At 70.5% G+C, this 23976-nt stretch carries 3 protein-coding genes and 1 pseudogene; 2 read left to right on the top strand and 2 right to left on the bottom strand.

Translation table 11 applies throughout. The features are described from left to right. Positions 1-21434, bottom strand: a 21434-nt coding sequence (locus tag AC1MIR_RS02590) for a tandem-95 repeat protein (protein ID WP_480026625.1), incomplete at its 3' end; no start/stop codon positions are given. 187 nt (positions 21435-21621) lie between these two features. Beyond that, positions 21622-22398 (bottom strand): fumarylacetoacetate hydrolase family protein, encoded by a 777-nt coding sequence (locus AC1MIR_RS02585; RefSeq protein ID WP_480026624.1) that lies wholly within the window; start codon positions 22396-22398, stop codon positions 21622-21624. 189 nt (positions 22399-22587) lie between these two features. On the opposite strand from AC1MIR_RS02585, the gene AC1MIR_RS02580 reads away from it, so the two are divergent. Then, positions 22588-23604 (top strand): Bug family tripartite tricarboxylate transporter substrate binding protein, encoded by a 1017-nt coding sequence (locus AC1MIR_RS02580; RefSeq protein ID WP_480026623.1) that lies wholly within the window; start codon positions 22588-22590, stop codon positions 23602-23604. Continuing rightward, positions 23604-23976: pseudogene (locus AC1MIR_RS02575) on the top strand (hypothetical protein); the annotation flags it as partial. The gene AC1MIR_RS02580 and the pseudogene AC1MIR_RS02575, both read left to right, overlap by 1 nt.

Here is a 23976-nt window from a genome sequence, read left to right as displayed (position 1 = left end):
GGCCTCGGGGGACCGCCCGGGTCCCGCCGGGGGGCGGGGGCGAGGGCCCGCCCGGCCGGCTGCGGCGCGCCAGCGGCGCGCGGCGCGGCGAAGCCGAGGCCGGCAGGATCGAGACCGGCGGATGCCGCCGCCGGAAGGTCAAGCGCCGCCGCACGGCCCGCCAGTTCCACCCTGCCCGCCTCGGCGTCATGCACGGCGACCAGGCGCAGCGGGTCGCCATCCTTGTCGACGTCGTTCGCGAGAAGCGCGGCGATCTCCAGCACCAACGGCACGTCCTCGGCCGTGGCAGCATCGTCATCCGCGGGAGTCGGCACTTCCCGTTCGGGAAGGACGTTGAGCACGACGACCGCCCAATGCTCGCTCGGCGTCCCCTTCATGTCCTCGGCGCGGTAGCGCAGCGCGATGGAGCCGGTGAAGTCGAGCGGCGCCGTCACCTCGATGTCGTCGCCGACGAGAGACAGCGCGAAACCGGCCGATAGATCGCCGCCGAACTCGATCCGCGGATCCACCGGGATCGAGACCGGCACGCGCTGCGTCTGGATCGCGCCACTTGCCGGATCGGTCCATCGGGCCGTGACGACAAGGTCCAGATCGCCGATATAGGCGCCGTCCGGCGGCGTGCCGACGAAGCGGCCTGCCGCGGCGTCGAACCTGAGCCAGGTCGGAAGCGGCCAGCCATCGGCCGTGTTCGCGCTGAAGCCGGCATCGGGCGCCGTGGTCAGCCCCGGCACCGCGACATCGACCGGCGGGCGCCCGCGATAGGCAGTGTCGAGCGCGCCGTTCTGCAGCGCGATCACCGGGTCCACCACGAACTCGAAGCTGTGCGAAACGCGCGTGCTCTCGCCGGTGACCGGATCGACCGTGACGACGTCCGCCCGCAGGTCGAGCCGCCCGACATAGACCTGCGGCGGCGTGCCTGCGACGGTCCGCGTCGCCGGATCGAAGACGAGCCAGTCGGGCAAGGCATCGCCATTCGCCATGCTGGCCTCGGGCGTGGCCGACGCACCGGGCAGCAGGTCGGCCGGGGTGAAGGCGCGCAGGATGGGTGCGCCGCCCGGCGGGATGTCGAGCAGGATCTCGCGACGCGCGACGGTGATCGCGCCGCTCGCGGCATCCGCCGCCGTCGCCGTCAGCCGCAGGGCAAGCATGCCTTCGAAGGCGACCGGCGGCGTGCCCTGCAGCGTCCAGGTCGCAGGATCGAAGGCCAGCCAGCCCGGCAGATCCGAGCCATCGGCCATCCCGAGGACGGCCTCCGCATCGGCCGCGACCTCGAAGACCTGCGCCGCCAGACTTTGGCCGATGGAGGTGCGCGTGGTGAAGTCGGCGACCAGAACACCCATCAGCTCGAAGGCGTTGAAGTACAGCACGTCGCCTTCGGCATCGCCGTCATTCGCGAAGGCCTCGAAAGCGGCGACGCGCAGGGTGCGGTCCTCGACGCCGGCAACGACATCGTCGGCAACGACCGGCGGCGTGTTCGCCGGCCGGATCTCGACATGGACCGTCGCGCTGTCCTCGCCGCCCCGGCCATCGCCGACCACATAGGTGAAGCTTGCCGGGCCGTTGTAGTTCTCCCGCGGTTGGAAGGCGATGCGGCCATCCGCTGCAAGGGCGACCGAGCCGTTCTCGGGGAACGGGTCCAGCCGCAGCAGCGCCAGCCGGTCGCCGTCCGGGTCCAGGTCGTTCGCAAGCAGGTCGCGCGGATCGATGAGGAGGACCGTCTCCTCGTTCGTCCTGAACCCCGCATCGTCGCGAGCCACCGGCGGATCGTTCAGCGGGCGGACATGCACGACCACCTCGCCGGCTGCCTCCGCACCGCGATCGTCGGCTGCGACGTAGAGGAAGCCCGCCTCGCCCACGAAGCCGGTCTCCGGCGAGAAGAGGATCGCGTCGCCCGTCACCACGAAACTGCCACGCGACGGGTTCCGCGCCAGAACGAAGCGGATCGGGTCGCCCTCCACGTCGCGGTCGTTGCCCAGCAGTTCGGCCACGGGAATGGCGATCGGCTGGTCCATGCGCGTGGTGAACTCGTCCTCCACCGTGCGCGGCGCATCGTTCACGCCGATGACGTCGAGCAGCACCTCGGCGGTGGCGGTTTCGCCCGATGGATCCGCGACGGTGTAGCGGAATCCGGCAAAGCCGTAGTGATCCTCCTCCGGCGTGAACAGCACGCCACCTTCAACGAGCCGGGCCGCGCCGTTCGAGCCGGTCTCGAACAGGCTCGGGTAGAGCGGCGCGCCCTGCGCATCCAGCAGCGGGCCGAATGCGACAATGCGCAGCGGATCGCCGTCCACATCGCCGTCATTGGCCAGCAGCGCGGCGAGCGGGATGAAGAGCGGCGTATCCTCCTGCCCGACGAAGACGCCGTCATCCGCGGCCGTCGGCGCATCGTTGGCCGGCCGCACGGCGACCTCCACCCTTGCGGTCGAGAGGCGCCCGCGGCCATCGGTCGCCGTGTAGTCGAAGAAGGCGTCGCCGTTGAAGTCCGGGGCACCGACGAACAGCACCGATCCGTCGGGCTGCAGCACCGCCATGCCGCCGATGCCGTCGCCGACCGACGCGATCACCAGCGCCTCCGGCGTCTCGCTGTCGTTCTCCAGCAGGCGCGCCGCGGCGATGAGGTAGGGAAGATCCTCGTCGGCGAAGCGAATCACGTCGTCAACGGCATTGAAGCGCACGCCGCCGGACCGGTATTCGATCTCGCCGGTGTCCCAGATCGTGCCGTCGGCAAACACGACCTGCTCGACGCCCTGCGCGGCGCCGAGGAAATGCCCGGCGACCAGCAGCGAGTCGATCAGCAACCCGTCGTCATGCTCGAGCTCGAACAGCAGGTCGTCGCCGATGCGGCTGAGGCCGAGATCCGCCGGGCGGGCGCCCGCGGCCATCACCACCCGGTCGAGCTCGTTGGCATCCCCGCCTTCGACGACCGTATCGGCGCCGCTGTCGAAGCCGAACAGATAGCTGTCCGAGCCTGCCCCGCCCGCCAGGCTATCGGCGCCAAAGCCGCCATCCAGCGCATTTGCGCCCGCATCGCCGCGGATCGTGTCCGCATGCACCGAGCCGATGACGGCGGCGAATCCCGTGAGGATGTCGCCGGCCGCATCGCCGGCGGTGCCCATTCCGGCCTCGAGATCCACCGCGATGGCCGTGCCGGATGTGGCGTAGTCCGCCGTGTCCCACCCGCCGCCGCCGGCGAGCGTGTCCGCGCCTGCGCCGCCGCGCAGGATGTTGTCGCCGTCATCGCCGAGGATCACGTCGTCGTGCAGCGAGCCCTGCACGATCTCGATGGACGCGAAGCTGTCGCCCTCGGCGTCGCCGCCGCCCGCGGTGCGTCCCGACATGTCGATGCGCACGCCCGCTTCCGAGCGCGAATAGTCGGCGACGTCCACGCCGTCACCGCCCTCGAGCGAGTCGGCACCGCGGCCGCCGGCCAGCACGTCGTCGCCGTCCAGGCCGCGGAGCGTGTCGTCGCCGCGTCCGCCCTGCAGCAGGTTCGCCGCGCCGTCGCCTTCCAGACGGTCGGCGCCATCGCTGCCGACGAGGTTCTCCACGCCCTGCAGCGTGTCGCCCGCGGCGTCGCCGCCCGCCGCCGTCCCGGCAAGCAGCGAGATGGCCACCGGCGCGATGGAAAGCGCATAGGACGCGGCATCGCCCGCGCCGTCGCCGCCCTGCAGCAGATCGGCGCCCGCGCCGCCGACGAGCGTGTCTGCGCCCGCGTCACCGCGCAGCGTATCCGCGCCGTCCCGGCCCTCCAGGAGATCGCCGCCGGCCTGCCCGATCAGCAGGTTGTCCCCTGCGTTGCCCTGCAGTTCGTCGGCGAAGCCCGTCCCCTCCAGCGCCTCGACATCGTCGTAGAGATCGCCCTGGGCGTGACCGCCCTGTCCAAGCCGCGCCTGAAGATCGGCGCGCACGCCGATGTTCGAGCCGGCAAAGGTCACCAGGTCGAAGCCATCGCCGCCATCGAGGCGGTCGGCGCCATCCCCGCCACGCAAGGTGTCGTCGCCGGCGCGGCCGAACAGCTCGTCGTTGCCGTCGCCGCCATCCAATGCCTCGCCGAGCGCCGTGCCGATCAGCAGGTCCCGGATCGCACTGCCCCGGATCGTGTCGGCGCGCTCCGCACCGACGATCGCATCCACGCGGCCCTCATCCGTCGCGCCCGCATCGTCGGCGATGGTGTAGGTGAAGGCGAGCGGACCCGAGAAGCCTGCCGGCTGCTCCAGCACCACGAACTCATCGCCGTGGATCGAGAGGGTGCCGCTGCTCGGCGCCTGCGCCGAGACGAAGCGCAGCACCTCGGCGTAGCGATCCGGCGCGACATCGACATCCGTGTCATTGGCCAGCAGGTCGGCGATGCGCAGGACCAGCGGCGCATCGAGGCTGGTGGTCGCCACGTCGTTCGTCGCGCGGGGCGCATCGTTGACCGGCACGACCGTGACGGTCACGGTCGCGCTGTCCGTGCCGTCCGCATCGTCGGTGACGGTGTAGCGGAACAGCGTCGTGCCGTTGAAGTCGGGTGCGGGCCGGAACAGGATGTCGCCCGTGGCCGTCACCGTGCCGCCGAACTGCGTGCCGAGGATGCGGAGCGGATCCAGGTCCACATCGCTGTCATTCGCCAGCAGCACCGCCGCCGGGATCAGCGTCTCGACATCCTCGAAGATCGTGATCGTGTCGTCGCCGGCGACAGGCGGCGCGTCGGCCACCGGGTCGAACCACAAGGTGACCAGGGCGTCGTCCACCGCGCCTTCGGGATCTGTGACGACGTACCGGAAGCTGGCTTCGCCCCAGTGGTCCCGATCCGGCGTGAACAGGATCTGCCCGTCGTCCCGAAGCCGGACCTCGCCATGCCGCGGGCTGGAGACGGTCGCGAGGCGCACGGACAGGCTGTCGCGGTCCCCGTCATTGGCCAGCAGGTAGGCCGGGTCGATCAGCAGCGGCACATCCTCCGTGCCACGCAGCGGCGCGCCGTCCACGGCGGTGTAGCTGTCGTCATCGGCGGTCGGAGCGTCGTTGACCGGGCTGACCTGCACGAAGACCCGCGCGCTGGCTTGGCCGCCCTCGCCGTCATCCACCTCGTAGCGGAAGCCGGCGAGGCCGTAGTAGTCCTGCCCGGGCTCGAACAGGATGGTGCCGTTCTCGAACAGGGCGACGCGCCCACCCTCCGGCGCGAAGACTCGCGCGATCCGCAACTGGTCGCCGTCACGCTCGATGTCGTTCGCCAGCAACTGGTCCGAAGCGAGGAAGAGCGGCGTGTCCTCGTTGGTGACGAAGGTGTCCGCCTGCGGCTCGGGCGGATCATTGACCGGAAGCACCTGCAGCGACACGGTCGCGACATCCTGCAGGCCCGCACTATCCGCGACCGCATAGGTGAAGCTCGCCGGTCCGAAGAAGAACGCGGCCGGCGTGACCGTGACGAAGCCGCCCTGCGCATCCAGCGAGGCCGACAGCGGTCCGCCGCCCGAGACGGAGACGACGCGCAGCGCATCGCCATCCACGTCACGGTCGTTCGCGAGCAGCCGCGCCAGCGGGATATCGAGCGTCCCGCCCTCCAGCAGCACGAGGCCGCCATCGTCGCCCGCCGCCGGCGCATCGTTCACCGGGGTCACCTGAAGGCTGACGACGGCTTCGGCGCGCCCGCCCTGCGGCGTGTTCGCGACGTAGCGGAAGCTCGCCGGCCCCACGTAATCGGCATCCGGCGTGAAGACGATGTCACCGGTGCTGGCCAGCGAGACGACGCCATGCACGGCATCGAGCACCTGGGCCACCACCAGGATGTCGCCATCCTGGTCGTTGGCCAGAAGCTGCCCGACGTGCAGAGAGAGGAAGCCGTCCTCCTCCACGACGAAGCCGGAATCATCGCGTGCGAAGGCGGGCGGCCGCAGGCGGAGCTGGACGGTCGCCGTCGCGAGACCGCCCTTGCCGTCCGAGGCCGTGTAGTCGAACCGGGCGAGTGGTTCGGCGCTGTCGGATGGTGCGGTGAAAACCACGTCGCCCGCGCCATCCAGCACGACGCTGCCGGCTTCGGCGCTGGACAGCGCGACGATGGCGAGAGCATCGCCATCCGCATCGAAGTCGTTCGAGAGCAGCTGCGCCGCGCGGATGACAAGCGGCTCGCCCAGCACCGCGGCGAAGATGCCATCCGCCCGCGCGACGGGACGCGAATTGTCCAGCAGCGAATGGACCTCGGCCATGGTCCAGACCGTGCCGTCGGCGAAGACGATCTCCTCGATGCGGTCGGGCGTGTCCGCGAGCGTATTGAGAATCACGACCCGGTCGCCGCTGCCGCCGGCGAAATCCAGCACGATCCCGTCATCGCCCTTGTAGAAGCGTGAGACCGCCGCTTCGGCGGCGGTGTAGCCGCCGATCTCCAGCCGGTCCGTGCCGCCTCCGCCATCATCCTCGATGACGACGCGCCCTTCGCCGCGCATGAAGCGGTAGAGATCGCCGCCCTCGCCACCGCGCAGTTCGTCGTCGCCGCCTCCACCCGACATGGTATCGGGACCCTCGAAGCCCCAGATGCGGTCATCGCCCGGCGTGCTTGCGGCTTCCAGGGCACGCACGCGCATCTCCGCGCGCCCCCAGCTCTCGCCATCGGCGAAGCGGAGCACCTCGATGCCCGTCGCGTCCGTGCCGAGCGCCTGCGCCAGCACAAGCCGGTCTCCGGCCTGGCTGAAGGTGAGGATCAGGTCCGTCCCATCGGGCGGGCTGCGATGCAGGGAGACGACGTCGCTGCTGAGATAGTCGAGCAGCTCCACAGCGTCGCCCGCGCCGCCACCGCCATCCTCGATCCGGTCGTCGCCGTCGCCCCGACGATACAGCGCGATGTCGTCGCCCTCGCCGCCATCCAGCAGGTCCGGGCCAGCCCCCCCGGCCAGGCGCTCGTTCGCCGCCGTGCCCAGCACCAGATCGGCCCCCGCCGTCGCGGCGTCGATCAGCAGCCGGCCAAGGATGTCCGCATAGGCGATGACGTCACCGGCATCGGGAAGCCGCAGATGCTCGATGCGATCCTGCGCGGCTTCCGCCAGCCCGTTCACGACGGTGATGGAATCGCCGCCACCGGCAAAGCGGATGACGAGATCGTCCGATCCCACCCCGCCGCGCCGGAAGATCAGGTCTGCCGCCGCATAGCCGAGGATCTCGATCACGTCGGCATCGCTGTCGCCGTCATCCTCGATCAGGTCGCGGCCGTCGCCACGCGCGAACACATAGGTGTCATTCCCGGCCCCGCCGCGCAGGACGTCGTTGCCGGCCAGGCCCTGCAGCCGGTCGTCCAGCGCGCTGCCACGAACGAGATCGCCGCCATCCGTCGCCTGCCCGGCCAGCGTCAGGACCGCGAATTGCGGCTGGCTCCAGACGGTCCCGTCATCGAATGCGATCGCCTCGATGCCGCGGTCAGCGACGAAGTCGAGCGCCGCTTCGACCAGCAGACGACCGCCATCGCCCGCACCCGGCGACGTCTCGGCGATGACGAGCATAAGGTCGCCATCGCCATGGTCGCGCAGCGTGACATCGCCCGGCTCGATGCCCCGCAAGCGCAGCACATCGGCCGCGCCTGCCCCATCGCCGGTCTCGCGGATGACGTCGTCTCCATCGCCGCGCGACCAGCCATAGGTGTCGTTGCCGCCGCCACCGGCCAGCAGATCGGCGCCGGGCCCGCCCTCCAGGCTGTCGGCGCCGGCGAAGCCAAGGATCGTCTCCTCCCCGACTGTTGCCGCATCCGATAGCAGTCGCGTCCGCAGCGTCGCCTGGGTCCATGTCTCGCCATCGGCGAAGACGATCCGCTCCACCCCCCGCTCGAAGAAGCTATCGGCGCTCTCGCGCAGAAGGATGCGCCCGCCCGGATCGGCACCCGCCGGCGCGACGACGAGCAGCACATCGTTGTTCCAGCGCCGGAGCGCGACGTCACCGGGCAGCAGATCGGGCAAGCGCAGCTCATCGGCGGCGCCGCCGAAGCCGCTCGGGTCGGCGACGACATCCTCGCCATCGCCGCGACGCCAGACATAGACGTCGTTGCCGTCCCCGCCCGCCAGCGTGTCGTTGCCGCCGCCGCCCGCCAGCGTGTCGGCCGCGGCCGAACCGACAAGGCTGTCCGCGCCCCCGGTGGCCTGACCGCCAAGCCACAGTGCGCGCAGGTCTTCCTTCGACCAGGCCGTGCCATCGGCGAGAAGCACACGCTCGATGCCGCGCTCGAAATAGTTGTCGAAGCTCTCGCGCAGGACGATGCGCCCGCCATCGCCGGCGTCCGGTGCCGAAGGCGCGATGTCGAGCACCACGTCGCTGGCCCAGCGTCCGATGATGACCTGGAAGGGCTCGACATCCATGAGGCGGAGTTCGTCGCCGGCGCCACCGAAGGCACTCGGCTCCAGGATGGCGTCGTCGCCATCGCCTCTCGTCCACAGATAGACATCGTTGCCGTCGCCGCCAGCGACGGAGTCGTTTCCGGCACCGCCTGCCAGCGTGTCGGCATGGGCCGATCCCGCGATGCTGTCGGCGCCCGCGCCCGGCTGGCCCGCAAGCCACAGGGCGCGGAGCTCCGCCTGCGTCCGGACAGTGCCATCGGCGAAGACCACGCGCTCGACGCCGCGCTCGAAGTAGCTGTCGAAGCTCTCGCGCAGCACCACGCGTCCGCCGTCCTCGGCGCCCGGCGCCGAAGGTGCAATCCGCAGGATGATGTCGTTGCCGAGACGCAGCACCGTGACGTCCGAGGGCTGCACGCCGAGCACGCGCAGCTCGTCCGCGCTGCCGCCGAAGGTGTTGGCCTCGAGGATCGCGTCGTCGCCGGCACCGCGCGACCAGAGATAGACGTCGTTCCCGTCCCCCCCGGCCAGGGTGTCGTTGCCCTGTCCGCCATCCAGGGTTTCGGCAGCCGCGAAACCGGTGATGCTGTCCGCGCCCCCGCTCGGCTGCGTCGCCAGCCATGCAGCCCGCAGATCGGCGCGGGACCAGGCGCTGCCATCGGCGAAGCGCACGGCCTCGACGCCGCGCTCGAAATCCGCGCCCACGCCCCCGCGCCGCCCCCCGCGCCCCCCGCCCGCGGCGCCCGGCGCCGAGGACGCGATCACCAGGACCACATCGTTGCCGATGCGCGCAACGCCGACCTCGCGCGGAAGGATTCCCGCCAGCGACAGCGCGTCGGCCGCCCCGTCGAAGGTGCCGGTGTCGTCGACGATGTCATCGCCGTCGCCGCGCGCCCAGGCATAGGTGTCGTTGCCATCCCCGCCCGCCAACACCTGGCTACCGGGGGCGTTGGCCACCGCTTCCGGCGCGGACGTGCCATCGCGCCGAACCGGCGCGGCTGCCGCCAGCGCCGCAGCCTCGGCCGCGGTCCAGACCACGCCGCCCTCGAAGCGGATCTCCTCGATGCGGTCGGCAGAACCGCCGAGCCCCGTGCCGAGCAGGGTGATCCGATCGTCGGTGCCGAGGAAGCGCAACTCCAGCGCCGTGCCGTCGAGCACCGTGTGGAAGACGAGCACCTCCTCCGGCGCATAGCCGCGGATCAGCAGCGCATCGCCAGCCGAGCTGCCATCGTCATCCAGCAGGTCCTGGCCGTCGCCGCGCGAGAAGACGTAGAGGTCGGCTCCCCGGCCGCCGGCGAGGGTGTCTGCGCCGGCGCCACCCGCCAGCGTGTCGGCGAAGGGGAAGGCGATGACGAGGTCGTCGCCCGGGCCGGCCTCCTGCGCAAGGATCGCGCCGCGCAGCAGCGCAGGCGTCCATACGGTGCCCTCGGCGAAGCGGATCTCCTCCAGCAGGGTCTGCGCGTCGCCATCCAGCAGCCCCGGCAGCGTGATGCGGTCCTGCGTGCCGACGAAGCGCAGCTCCAGGCCGCCCTCGCCGACAGGCGAACGCCCGAGCAGCACCTCGCCAGGGGTGTAGCCCTCCAGGCGCAACGCGTCGCCGGCCGAAGGCCAGCCATCGGCGATCAGGTCCTCGCCATCGCCGCGCAGGAAGACGTATGTGTCGCCACCGGCGCCGCCCGCCAGCGTGTCATCCCCTGCCCCGCCCCGGAGTGTCTCCGCGAAGGCGAAGCCACGGAGCAGGTCGTCGGCGTCGCCGCTCTCCTGCGCCAGGATGCGGGCGCGCAGATCGCCCGGCGTCAGGACGCCGCCATCCTCCAGGCGGACTTGCTCGATCAGGTCGGCACTGGCGCCATCGAGCATGCCGAGCAGCGTGAGGCGATCCTCGGTACCCGCGAAGCGCAGCTCGACCGCGCCATCGTCCAGCGCCGAGCGCCCGACGAACACCTCGTCCGGCGCATAGCCTTGGATCAGGACCGCATCGCCGGCGGAGGAGCCGTTGTCATCGACAACATCGCGGCCGTCGCCGCGGGCGAACACATAGGTGTCCGCGCCGCCACCACCGCTCGTCGTGTCGTCGCCGGGCCCGCCGGCGATCGTATCGGCGCCGGGCGATCCGGCGATCAGTTCCGACGCCCCGGCGCTTTCCTGCAGCAGCAATCGCGCCCGCGCCTCTGCGGCCGTCCACACCGTGCCGTCCTCGAACAGGATCGCCTCGACCTGGTCGAGGGGATCGGCATCGAGCGTGCCCAGCAGCGTGATGCGGTCCTCGCCGCGCCGGAAGCGCAGTTCCAGCGCGCCATCATCGAGAACGGAGCGCCCGACGATCACCTCGGACGGATCATACCCCAGGATGCGCAGCGCATCGCCGGAGGAGCGCCCGTTGTCGTCGATCAGATCCTCGCCATCGCCCGCAGCGAACACATAGGTATCGGCGCCGCCCCCACCCGAGAGGGTGTCGCTGCCGCCCTGGCCGGCCAGGGTCTCCGCCGAGGCAAAGCCCGTAATGACATCGTCGCCCGGCGAGGCGGCTGCGGCGAGCAGACGGGCGCGCAGATCGGCGGCGGTCCAGGCCGTGCCATCGGCGAAGCGGTATTCCTCGATCTGGTCCTGCACATCGCCGCCGAGCGTGTTCGCGATCCAGAGTTCGTCCGGCGCGTCGGCGAAGCGGATGCGCAGATCGGCCGGATAGCCGGGCACGCGGTCCAGCATCAGGTCATCGGGCGCGAAGCCCTCGAAGAGAACGGCATCGGTGTCGCCGAAGCCCCCGTCGCGGATGCGATCCACGCCATCGCCGCGCCGGAAGACATAGGTGTCGCCGCCATCGCCACCCGAGAGCAGGTCATCGCCTGCACCGCCGACGATCCGTTCCGGGCCGGGACTGCCGAGGATGGTATCCGACCCATCCCCGCCGGCAGCACTCAGATTCTCCACCAGGAAGCTGCGCGTCCAGACGGTGCCGTCGCCGAACTCGACGCGCTCCACGCCGCGGCCGGCGCCGCTGTCGTACTGGTGGCGCAGCAGGATCTCGTCATCGGTGCCCACGAAGGCGAGCAGCAGGTCGTTGCGGGCGGCGCTGGGCCTCGTGATGAGCACGTCATCGGGCGTGTAGCCGCGAAGGCGGAGTACATCCACGCCGGCATCGGGCCCGCTGTCGTTCAGGATGTCGCGGCCGTCGCCGCGCGTGAACAGGTAGGTGTCGCCTCCCGCAGCGCCATCGCTCTCGTCGTCCCCACGGCCTCCCTCGATCGTATCGGCGCCGCTGAACCCGACGATCAGGTCGTCCGCCCCGGTGGCCGCCGCGTCGAGGATGGCGAGGCGCAGGTCGGCGATGGCCCAGGTCACGCCATCGGCGAAGGCGATGCTCTCGATGGCGGAAGCGGCGCCCAGTGCGAGCCCGTCGCGGATGAGGAGGCGATCGTCCGTGTCGCGGAATGCCAGCAGCACGTCCGCGCGCTGCGGATGCACCCGCCGGACCATCGCGTCGGTCGAAGCGTAGTCCAGCACCAGCAGCCGATCGCCATTGGAGGAACCGCGGTCCTCGATGATGTCGAAGCCGTCCCCGGCGCGGAACTCGTAGATGTCGTTCCCGCCCAGGCCGACCAGCAGGTCGAAGCCGCCGCCGCCGGTCAGCCGGTCGGCACGATCCGCGAAGCCCATGACGACGTCGTCACCTGAGGTGACGCGCTGCGCGAGCAGCACCTCGCGCATGTCCTCGAAGGTCGCGGTCGTGCCGTCCGCGAAGTCGAAGAACTCGACGCGTCGCGCGGCGTCGCCCTGGCCGAGCGCGTCCCGGATCGCGAGCGAGTCGCCGAAGCCCGCGAAGCGGATGACGAGCGTGTCGCCATCCGCATGCAGCTCGAGCAGCCCGGCCGTGATGCGATCCCCGAAATGCACCCGGTCCTCGCCACCGGCTTCAAGGATCGCATCGGCGCCATGGCCGATCGCGAAGACATAGACATCGTCGCCCTGTCCGCCCTGCAGCGCGTCCGAGCCGCGGCCACCATCCAGGGTATCGGCGCTGTCGTCGAAACCGATCAGCTCGTCATCGCCATCCGTGGCGCGCAACAGCTCCAGCCGGATCGTGTCATCCGTCCAGACCGTGCCGTCCGCGAAGAGAAGGCGTTCGATCCCGCGCCCCGCGAGCCCGTCCTCGATGCGCAGCGCATCGCCCCCGGCGAAGAGCGTGAGCACGAGGTCGTCGCCCTGGCGTCGGGCCGTAAGGGCATCCGGCGTCACGAGGCCACCGAAGACGACCGTGTCGGTCGCGCCAGGCGCGGCGTCCGCGTCCTGCCATTCGAAGATCGTGTCCAGGCCGTAGCCGGCGTCGAAGGCGTAGGTGTCGGACAGCGCGCCCCCGATCAGGCGGTCATCGCCCTGCCGCCCATCGAGCACGTTCTCCCGATCGGGCAGTCCGGCGATGACGTCGTCGCCGCGGCCGCCGCCGCTGATCGCCAGCAGCTCCTCGACATCGGTGATGTCCCAGCTCGTGCCGTCGGCGAAGACGAAGCGCTCGACCCCCATATGGATCGGCCCGAACTGGCCGAGAATGCGCAAGGTGTCGGGCCGATCCGCCACGCTGACGACGAGATCGAGGCCATCCTTCGAAAAGACCGCGTTCCCGAGGCCGATGTCGTCGCCGAACAGGACCGTGTCCACGCCGACCCAGGCACCGACCTCGACGCGGTCCAGGATGACATCGGCGCCGTAGCCGACATCGAACAGGTAGGTGTCGCCGTCGCTGGAACCGATCAGCAGGTCGTCGCCGCCGCGTCCGTCGATCGTCTCCGGGAAGTGGGTGCCGAGCAGCGTGTCGGCGCCCGGCGTGCCGACCAGATCGATGTCTTCCGGGTTGAGATCGGTGTAGGGCACCTCCTGATCCGCGAAGACGATCAGCTCTATGGCGTTCTCCTGGCCGCCGAGGCGGTTGTACTGCCCCTCCAGCACGATGCGCTCGCCGCTGGACTTCAGGGTGAGGATCAGATCCTCGCCGTCGCGGCCGAAGACGACGTCGAGGAAGTCCACGCCGTCCAGCTCGAGGCGGTCGTAGCCCGCGGAGAGCAGCGGATGGTCGCTGGCGTCGTGGATCGTGTCGTCGCCATCGCCGGGCGACCACAGATAGGTGTCGCCATAGACGCCGCCTTCCAGGCGGTCGTTGCCGCGCCCGCCGAAGATCGTGTCCTGCTTGTGGAAGCCCCAGACCGTGTCGTCGCCATCGGTCGCGGCCTGCTCGATGAACATGCGCCCGAGCGCGTCCATGTCCCAGACGGTGCCGTCGGCGAATCGGATCTCGTCAGCGTTGTCGAAATAGTAGTCGCCGAACAGCACGGTCGAGGTCAGCTCGAACTGGTTGCGCAGCGTCAGCGTCTCGCCGGTGTCGCGGATGCGCAGCGCGACCGTCAGGGACTTTCCGTCGCGCAGAAGGTCGAGATCGCCCGGGGCGACGTCGGGGGTGAAGACGACCGCATCGTAGCTGGACGAGAGGAAGTCCTCGAGGTTGTCCTCCACCACGTCGTCGCCATGGCCGCGGCCGAACACGTAGAGGTCGTCAAGATCGCCGCCGGAGAGGTAGTCCTCGCCGGGCCCGCCATCCAGAACGTCCTCGTTGTGGAAGCCGAAGATCGCATCCGCGCCGTCCGTGCGCGCATCCTGCACGGCGCGGCGCATCACCGCCCCTTCGTCCATGAAGGAACCGTCGGCAAAGGCGAAGCGCTCGATCCGGTCGAGCCACTGGACGCCCAGGACCCAGGTGTTGATGCTCTTGAACTGGTTGGTGACGGTCAGCGCGTCGCCGGTGGCGTTGCCGTCGTCGTCGAGCAGGCGGAAGGTGACGTCGTCAGACCGGCCGAGGCGTTCGATCAGCAGCTTGCCGCTGGTGATGCCCGGACCGAAATGCACGATGTCGTAGTGCTCCACCAGGATCTGGTCGTTGCCGTCCTCGATCCGGTCCACGCCATCGCCGATACCGTAGATATACGCATCGGAGTCGCGGCCGCCGCGCATGATGTCGTTGCCGCGCCCGCCTTGCAGGATGTCGATGGCGTTGGTGCCCATCACCACGTCGTCGGTGTCGAGCGGATGGTTGGTCGCCATCGCGATGTCGATCGCGTCCCACACCACGCCGTCCGCGAAGCTTATCGTCACCATCTCGGTGTCCGGCGAGAAGTCGTTGCCGAACAGGCCGATGAACTTGCCGTCGAACTGGTCGCGGACCGTCACGACGTCGTCGGTGCCGAGCACCTGGATGACCAGGTCGTGTCCGCGCCTGAACGCGTAAACCTCCTCGGACGTCACATGCGCGAAGCGGAGATAGTCGGGGCTGCGCGGCCGCAGCGGTTCCTCGAGGTCCTGAATCGTGTCGTTGCCGAAGCCGGCTCCGAGGACATAGGTGTCGCTGCCGTACCCGCCGCGGATGAGCTGGTCGCCGCCGGTGACGTAGAGGATGTCGTCGCCATCCGTGCCGTCGAAGACCGGGTCCGCGGGGTGGTGCAGGAGGATGCGTTCCTCCGTCACGCCGAGCCGCTCGGCGAGTTGGACGATCCCGACATCGCTCGGCACCGTCTCATGCGCGGCGACCAGCATCTGGAAGAGGAACTCCTCCGTCAGCCGCTCTTCGGCCACCGGCCGATAGTCCGGATAGAGGACCTGCAGGATCTCGTTCCAGCCGGTCAGGTAGTCCAGCGTCTCCGCCTCGCCGTCGGGCGCCGCCGCGAGGATGGCCTGGAACATCGGCACCAGTTCGCGTCCGGCGCTCGGCGTGAACACATCGGCTGCCACGTCATAGGCGAGGCCGGAGAAGAACTGCTCCAGCCCGCCCTGCGCGGCGAGCCGGATCGCGACAGCGCGGCTCATGTGGATGTATTGCGGGATCAGGTCGCCGAGCAGGCCCAGGGCGGGCTCCACCACGCTGGCATATGCGCCATCCCCAGGCGGCGGAGCGCCATCCTGGCCGAGCCCGCCGGCTGTGTAGACCAGCATGCCGGTCGCTGGGTCGCGCGGCGCGTAGAGCAGCTCCGGCCGGAATTCGACCCCATAGAGTTCGCTGGCATAGCGGAACTCGTCGATCGTCAGCACCTCGGCGCGGTAGGCGCTGTCCTCCGCGCTGTCGGCTTCATCGAGCGTGTCGAGGTCGATCGCGTAGTTGCGCAGGCCGAAGGTGGCGGGGCGGCCCTGCGCGTGCTGCAGTTCCAGCGCACGGTCGAGGTTTGTGGACCAGACGTGGAAGCCGCCGAGCTCGTCCTCCACATACACGCTGTATTCGGTGACGATCCCATCCACGAGATAGACGGCCATGCGGTCGAAGGGCAGGCCGGTGAAGGCGTCGTGGCCCAGCGCCTCGCTGCGCCATTCGGCGCCCTCGGGCCGCGCCGCGGCCAGCAGCTGCTCGAGCGTCGGGGCCGCGATGGCGGCGCCGGCCTGGTCCAGAACGGGCGCCCCGCTCAGCAGGGTCCAGTGGCCGGCATCGGACCGGATCGCGACATCCAGCACCTCGGTGCGGCCGTCCGCCACGCGCGCCAGGTAGTGGTAGGCCTCGCGCTGCGTGACCGGCGCCGCGCGCGTCGAGGGCGAGAACATCTCCTCGAGCCGCCAGGCCTCGCCTTCGGTCGGCGGCATCGCCAGGATGTCGGCAAGCTGCGCGCGTGCCACGACGCCGCCGTCCGTCGCCAGCACCGGCTTGCCGCTTGCCAGCACCCAGTGGCCGCCCGCGCCGTCCTCGACATAGATCGCGTGATCCGCCACCTGCGTGCCGCCCGCGTCCGGACGCAGCAGCACCGGCGTCAGCTCCCGCGTCTGGTCGAGCGAGGCCGCCCAGCTTCCCAGCACCGGCCGCGCCGCTTCGCGCAGGGCCAGCAGGTCGGGCTCGGTCATCGCCGCCGCGGCGGCCTTGACGGCGGCATCCACCCGCAGGTCGTTGGAGCGGTGGACGGCCAGGTCGGCCATCTTGCCGTAGCCGCGCGAATCGATCGTCGCGGCGCCCGTCGCATCCGTCTCGACCCAGGGCGCGAGCGCCGTCTCGCCCAGGTAGCGCGTGTCGATCGGGTCGGCGTCGAAGATCGCCTCGAAGACGTTGCCCGTGCTGCCGTCCCCGCGCGTGAAGCCGGCGCGTTCGCGCAGCAGGTTGCCGCTCGGCGTCTCGACATCCAGCGCGGTGCCGACGGCGCCGAGCGAGACGATATCGAGCGCAGCGAGCGAGAACAGCTCGCCGGCGTCGGTGACGCCGTCCTGGTCGATGTCGCGCCAGACCTGCAGCGTGGCGAAGCCCGGATCCGCCGCGTCGATCACGCCATCCAGGTTGAGATCGAGATCGCGCAGCACCGCGAAGCCCGGCACGCCCGGCGCGCCGAACAGCTCGCTGCTGTTCTCGATCCGGCCGTTGCCGTCCAGATCGCGCACCAGGAAGCCGTCGTCGCCGCCGACCCAGCCGAGGCGCTCGGCGAAGCCGTCCGCATCCATGTCGAAGTGGACGCCGCCCTGCTTCAGGTCGGTGGTCTCGATGCCGTCGCCGTCCAGGTCCAGGACCAGCGGATCATCCGCCGTCTCCCAGTCCAGCAGCTTGGCGAAGGCCAGGATCTGGTTGGCATAGAAGACGAGCTGCCCGAGGACGGAGCGGAAGACGCTGATCTCCTGCCCGCCATCGCCGATGATGCGGAACGAGAGGTTCAGGTCGCCGCGTTCGGGAAGGCCCAGGACCTCGTTGGTGATTTCCCCGAAGGTGTAGTTCTCGACGATCATGCCGCCGCGCAGCGGCCCCTCCGCTTCCGGCGGCGCGAAGATCGCGTGCAGTTCGGAATAGACGATCAGCTGGCCGCTGGTGGTCGCGCCATACCAGACGAAGGGCAGGAGGAAGTCGCGCGCGATCGAGCTGGAGTAGGATTCGAACCCGAAGAGCGAGTTCGTGCCGCCGGTCAGCGGCACGCCGTACATCTGCAGGATGTCCTCCGGCCCCGCATCCATGATGAAGGTGCCGGGATGGAACCAGAACACATCGGTCTCGCCATCCGGCGTGCCCGATGCGGTCAGCCCGTCGAAATTGCCGCCATAGAGCTGCCCCTTGAAGGAGGAGTTGAAGAGGAAGTCCTTCCCCTCGCCGCCCGAGACGATCGCGCCGGTGCCGCCGATGACGATCAGGCGGTCCTCGCCAGCCTCGCCCTTGACCACCAGGCGCAGATCCTCGCCGGCGGTCGCGGTGGTGCCGAGGGGCAGCGGCTCGCCATCCTCGTTGCCGACCGTCTCTCCGGCGAAGATGTAGGCGGGGTTGCTGACGAAGGCGATGTCGTCGCCCGCGCCCATCTTGAGCTCCCCGTAGCGCTGGTAGTCGCCATCGCTCGGCCAGCCCGTGACGAAGCCGCCGGCCGTCGAGAGATCGGCGTGCCAGACCACGTCGTCCTGCGGCGTGAGGGTGATGTCCTCCGCCCCCGTCACGCGCAGCGGATCGTTGGCGGTCAGACCGCCCAGCACCGCCTGCGCCGATGGCGGCACCTCCAGCAGCAGGCTGAGCAGCAATCCGATGGATTCGATGCCGCCCTGCAGGGGGCCGTTCGGCGTCGCCGCCTGCGTCGCGCCGTTCACCAGCACCACGCCGGTGCCGACGCCGGCATAGCTGAGCCTGTCGAAGTCGGCCTTGCCGTAGTCCGGACCTGCCGGGTCGGCCATGTCCAGCCAGATCGCGGCCTTCAGCGCCTCCGCATCCAGTTCCAGCGTGTCGCGCTTCTCGGAGAGATGCACGCGGTCCACGCCGAGCAGGATGTCGGCGGAGGGTCCGTCGCCGCCGCCCTGCGGCTCCAGCACGATCTCGACGCCTTCGAGCCCGCCGAGCTCCGTCCTGCGCAGCGTCAGCACATCCAGGCCGGTGCCGACGAACTGGTCCGGCCTGCCGGGATCCGGCGCGAGCGTGTACTTCACCGTGTCGGTGTCGCGCCCGGTGGTCAGCCAGTCGATCAGGCCGAAAAGCCCGAACAGCCCCGTGCCGGCATCCTGGCCGTTGCCGATATGGATGTCGTCGCGCAGATGCGGCCCGGACTGTCCGTCGGCGGGCTGGGTGATGGCATCCACGATCACGTCGCTGCCGGGTCCGCCGATCAGGATGTCCGCGCCGAGCCCGCCATGCAGCTGGTCGTCGCCGGACCCGCCCAGGATCACGTCGTTCTCGAAGGTGCCGCGGATCGTGTCGGCGCCCTCCGTCGCCACGAAGAGCCGCGCATGCTGCGGATCGTATTCGCCGGTGTCCGTCGTGCGCTGCGGCAGCGTCAGGTCGAGTGGCCCCGGCACCAGGGAGAAGCCCCATTTGTCGATCGTGCCGGTCGCGTCGGAGCCGTATAGATGCAGCAGCGCCGCCTGCAGCCCGCCGCCCGGCCCGGTGGCGCTCAGGAAACTGTCGAGCAGCGCATCCAGGCCGTGGACGGCAACGTCGGGCGGGCCGGCGCTTCCGGTCGGGCCGCTCAGGCGCCAGAGCGTCTCGGACAGGTCGAGTTCCAGGATGTCGGCACTGGCCGCATCGGCGGGCCGGCCGCTGCCGTCCACCAGCAGCAGAATCCCCTTCTCGGGCCCGATCACGCCGGCGCCCTGGTGGCTCCGGTAGTCGGTCTTCTGCAGCGCCATCTGGGCGGCGAACTGCACCACCGCCTCGACCATCTCCGTCTCGCGGCCGCGCAGAACTTCCGGCAGGCGCCCGGCTTCCTTGAGCGCCGCGAATTCATCGAGGTCGTCGAACAGGGCGGGCGCGCCGGTATTGCCGAAGACCAGCCCGCCCGTATCGATCACCGAATAGGCGATCGCGTGCTGCATCAGCTTCGCCTCGCCGCCCGCGCCCGGCATGTGCTGGCTGAGCGCGGCGCCGGCCGCCTTCGCGACATCCGCGTTGAAGAAGGCGTCGTAGAACGCGTTCCCGAGCGTCTGCCAGGCGGTGTGGTCGTTGGCCTCGGCGAACTTCAGCAGGATGAGGTACGCCATGCTGTGCAGGTTCACCGGATCGCGCGTACCCGCGAAGGCGTCGTAATCCGTGTTGTCCAGCTGGCCTTCGATGGCCGGCGTCCAGATCGCCTGGTTGAAGGCCTCGTTGTAGAAGGCGTAGGTGACGTTCGCGACGCTGGTGTAGCCGGCCCAGAGCGCGGCCGTGGTGGCGAGGCCGGTCAGCACCGCCGCGCCGGTCGCGACGGTTCCGTTGCGCACCTGCGCCAGGATCTCGCCATCGATCGCCTGGCCATGGAAGGCGTCGAGCTCGAGCTCGGTCAGGATGGCGGTGACGGCCGGCGTGAAGTCCGCGAAGCCGAGCAGGGCCTCGACGAAGTCCACCGCGGTCTCGATGCCTTTCGCATTCGCGGCCGCCAGGCCGAACGGCATGTGGTCGAAGCCGAGCGCGTAGGTGCCTTCCAGCACCCCGACGAAGCCGGCGAGCCCGCCGCCGAGCGAATGGCCGGTGACCGCGGCGCCGCCGCCCTCGGTGCGCCAGTATTCCTGGGCCAGCGCCATCTGCGAGAATTCGCGGTCGAAGGGCGTGCCCTTGAGCATCCCATAGACCATGTCCGAGATAAGGCCGGCGACGCTGTCGGTCGCCTCGCCTGGCGCGGCCACCGCATCGGCCACGGCACCCAGCACGCCGGACGGATCGAGCGCGTCCAGCACCTCGGCGCGCAGCATCTCCACGCCGGGATCGGTGCCGGCCGCGAAGACGGCGTCGATCGCCTGGCCGGCCGCCGCCTTCAGGTCGGTGCGCACGGGCGCGAGCAGGGGATCGAGGATCGGCGTGACGGCATCCAGGATCAGCGCGCCCGCCTGCGCGTCCACGGCGGAGAACACCGCCTTGACGGGGTCGGCCTCGAGCGCGGTCTCGATGCCCTTGCGGATCTCGTCCTCGAAGGGGCCGAGATCCACCTCGCTGCCCAGCGCGTCGATCAGCAGCTCGGTGAAGATCAGGGCGGAGATCGGCTGCTCCGACTTGATGAGTTCCTCGAGCAGGCGGGCAGCCAGGTATTCGACGCCGAACCACTCCTCGATCGCGGCATCGACGATGGTCTTCACGTCCTCCGCGCGTGGCGCGCCGAGCGTCGCCAGCAGCAGGCCGAGATCCACGAAGGCGGCGTTGGCCACGGTGGCGGAGAGATCGCCGAACAGCTCGGAGATCTTCTCGCCGAGCGTCTCGCCGATCTTCTCGACCACGAGATCGAGCAGCACCTTGGTGCCGAGCGAGGGGATGCCCATCCCGCCAGACCAGCCGGTGACGGCGTCGTAGCCGCCATCCGTGCCGCGATAGGCGATGATGCGTTCGCCGCCGCCCTCGTAGGTCGCGGCGTAGAAGCCGCCGAACTGCGCATCGGAGGCTCGCAGCCCGGTGAAGACCGTGGTCGAATCGCCGGTCAGCGTGAAGGCGCCGATCCGCGCGCCGACCCCCTCCATGTTCAGCAGCCCGGTGTCGTAGCCGCGGTTGTACGAATCGAGCGCCAGGACGGCGGCCATCAGCTCGTCCACCGGGCCGCTCGTCGCGAAGGGTCCCTCCGGCTTCGCGACGCCGAGCACGGTGATGGCGACGTCATGCGGCGCCGAGGTCGCGCCCTGCGAATCCTCGGCGCGCACCGTCACGGTGAAGGTCTCGGTCTCGCCCGGATCGAGATGATCGAAGGCGCCCGCCGGATCGAAGCTGTAGGCCCCGCCCGGCGCGACGGTGAGCGTGCCGCCCGGCGGGCCGGAGACGATGCGGATGGTCAGGTCGCCCGGCGCGTCGTCGGAATCGATGTCGTCCAGCACCAGCCGGCCGTTCAGCGGCGCGTTGGCGGCCGTCATGCCGCCCTCGCCGCCCGCGATCACCGGCGCGTCGTTGCTGCCCGTGACGTCGATGGCGATGCTCTGCGCAACCGATGCGCCATCAGGATCGGCGATGGTGTAGCCGATCGTCGCCGTCACGATCTCGCCGACGGCCAGGACCTGGAAGATCGTCGCCGTTGTGTCCACCAGCAGGGAGACGCCGTCGGCCGCAAGCGAGACGCCGGAGGGCAGCGGGCCGGTCAGGGTGACCGTCAGCGCGGCGGCATGGCCCGGATCGGGATCGGCGGCACCGGCAAGCAGGTCGAGGGCGACGAGACCCTCGTCCTCCACCAGCCTTGCGCCGAGCGGCCCGGCGACGATCGGCGGCTGGTTCACGGCACCCGACATCGCACTTCCCCCCGCACGTCATGCCCCTGCGGTCGCCGGCAGCCGAGGCGCGAACGCAGCAGGCCAGCACGCGCTTGCGCGCGGCTGGTAGCGGATTGGATCGCGTCATTTACGATCGGTCAACCAAAGACGGGATGAAGGAACACTTGTTTCAACCATCCCGCCGCGTGGCGGTCTTTCTGCCGCCCTACCCCTCGGGGGCGAAGGCGTTGCGCAGGGTGCCGATGCCCTCCACCGCGACCTCCACGATCATGCCGGGCCGCATCGGCAGCGCGCCGAGGCTGGTGCCGCAGGCGACGACGTCCCCGGCTTCCAGCGTCATCTCCCGCGAGAGCAGCGCGACGATCCGCGCCGGCGGCAGGATCATGTCGCTGCACGCATAGTCCTGGCGGACGCGCCCGTTCAGCGCCACGCGCACGCGCAAGGCGGCCCAGTCGAGACCGGTGGCGATCGCCGGTCCGATCGGGCCGAAGCTGTCGCAACCCTTCGCGCGCGCCCATTGCGCGAAGGAGGGGTCGGCGTTGAGCAGGTCGAGCGCCGTCACGTCGTTCACGCAGGTCAGGCCGAAGATCGCCGCCGCAGCCTCGGCTTCGTCGGCGTCGTGCAGGCGCCGCCCGATCACCAAGCCAAGCTCGCCTTCGTAGATGACACGGCCCGTGTAGGATGGCGGCGGGCGGATCGGCGCCTCGGGCCCGATCACGCTGCGCGGCGACTTCAGGAAATAGAGCGGCGTCTCCGGCAGCGCGAGATTCTGCTTCGCCGCCGCCTCGCGGTAGTTGTTCCAGAGGCCGATGAAGAGCCCCGGCCGCACCGGCGGCAGCAAGGCGACATCGGCGCGCGCGATGGTCTCCCCGGTCGGCGCCGCACCGGCGAAGAGATCGCCCGCATGCACGCGGATCGCCTCGCCCTCCAGCGTGCCGAAGCCCTCCGCGCCGTCGCGCGCGTAGCGGACCCACAGGACCATGCGCATTCCCCCTTGCCGGCCAGGAGGAGGCAGCGCCGCGCCGCATCCTGCAAGGGCGCGCCAGATCTTTACACGATTTTCTTTGATTTACAGTGCTTTCCGCCCCATCCGTCGCCCCCGGCCGGGGCCGGCGAGCCGCGGAGACAAGAAACCTTGCGCCATGCGCGCCGGATGGAGGGAGTCGCAGGAATGTCGAAACTGATCTCGCGCCGGAACCTCGCGCTGGGCCTCGGCGGTGTCTTGAGCGCCGCAGCACTCGGCGGGCGCAGCGCCTCGGCCGCGGGGTGGGAGCCGACGCGGCCCGTGCAGCTCATCGTGCCGGCCGGCACCGGCGGCGGCGCGGACCAGATGGCGCGCGCCATCCAGGGCATCGTCTCCAAGCACAACCTGATGCGCCAGCCGATCGTGGTGGTGAACAAGGCGGGCGGCGCCGGCGCCGAGGGCTTCCTGGAGGCCAAGGGCGCTCGCCGCAACCCGCATGTGCTGATCATCACGCTGTCCAACCTCTTCACCACGCCGATGGCCACCGGCGTGCCCTTCAGCTGGCGCGACCTGACGCCGATCCGGATGATGGCGCTCGATGAGTTCGTGCTGTGGGTGCATGCGGACTCTCCCTGGACCAGCGTGGCCGAGTACATCGCCGCGGCGAAGGCGAGCCGGCTGCGCATGGGCGGCACCGGATCGAAGCAGGAAGACCAGATCATCACCGCCGCCATCGCCCGCGCCACCGGCGCGTCCTTCAACTACGTGCCGTTCCGCGGCGGCGGTGAGGTGGCGGTGCAGCTGGTGGGCCGGCACATCGACAGCACGGTGAACAACCCGATCGAGGCGGTGACGCATTGGCGCGCCGGCGCGCTGCGCCCGCTCTGCGTGTTCGACAGCCAGCGCCTGTCGGGGACCGAGAAGATGACCGAGACCATGGCCTGGCGCGACATCCCGACGGCGGCGGAAAGCGGTCTCGACGTCGAATACCTGATGCTGCGCGGCATCATGGGGGCGCCCGGCATCACGCCGGCGCAGGTCGCCTTCCACGCCGACCTGCTGGCCAAGGTGCGGGAGACGCCGGAGTGGCGCGAGCTGATGACGCAGGGCGCCTTCAACACGACCACCATGACCGGCGACGCCTTCGCCGCCTGGCTGGAGCGCGAGGAGGCGCGGCACCGCGCACTGATGGAGGAAGCCGGCTTCCTCGCCGGGCAGAGCTGATGCCGATCGTGACGGGAGAGGATCCGCGGCACCCGCCGCAGGCGCCGGCCGGTGCCGCGGCCGGTGCGATCTCCCCGGCGATCACGGTGCCGGGCGCGGATGCCGCGCGCGGCATCCGCATGCGGACGATGGAGGTCGTCGCCTCCCTCGGCTTCATGGCCGCCGGCGCGGCGGCGATCTTCGACAGCCTGCGTCTCGGCGCCGGTTGGGCCGCGGACGGGCCGCAGACCGGCTACTTCCCGTTCTGGATCGGGGTGGTGCTGGTGGCGGCGAGCGGCGCCAACCTGGCCGGCATCGCCTATGCCGCCCCCCCCCCCCGCGGCGCGCGGCGCGGGGGGGGCGGGGCCCGCGGGCGGGGGGGGGGGGCCCCGC

Source organism: Falsiroseomonas sp. RANM36 (assembly GCF_056682175.1).
Note: the sequence above shows the minus strand (reverse complement) of the source record. Positions and strands in the feature narration are given on the sequence as shown.